Genomic DNA, 475 nt, shown 5'->3' on the forward strand with positions numbered 1-475 from the left:
GGGGCGTGCCGCTCGCCAAGCTGCCGCCGCTCCGTGACGTGCCGGAATGGAAGCTCGCCGTGGTGCTTGCCGCGGACAATGCCGGTGTGGATATTGGCATACGGCCGGATGTAGACGGCGGCGGCAAGATCGCCGCGGACCGGAAGACCGGCCGCATCGATGCCAAGGACATGAAATGGGCTTACCGCCCGTCGGCGAGTGATCGCAAGGCCGCCAAGGATCCGACCGGCGTGGTCGACACGGGTGATGTCATCTATGTCCAGGCGCTGGACGACGGCGGCTACCAGTTGCGCCAGCCGCCGAAAGTGCAGGGTGGTCTTGTCGCCATGGACCCGCAGACAGGTCGTGTCTTGGCCATGGTCGGCGGCTTCTCCTATTCACAATCTGAGTTCAACCGGGCGACGCAGGCGATGCGGCAGCCGGGTTCGTCCTTCAAGCCGTTCGTCTATTCGGCGGCGCTGGACAACGGCTACAC

At 65.3% G+C, this 475-nt stretch carries 1 protein-coding gene; it reads left to right on the forward strand.

The genetic code is table 11. The features are described 5' to 3' along the window. A partial coding sequence (locus AC1D0P_RS28990) for a penicillin-binding transpeptidase domain-containing protein (protein WP_477679893.1) occupies positions 1–475 on the forward strand: 475 nt, incomplete at both ends.

It is taken from the genome of Polaromonas sp. P1_G2 (assembly GCF_056405515.1).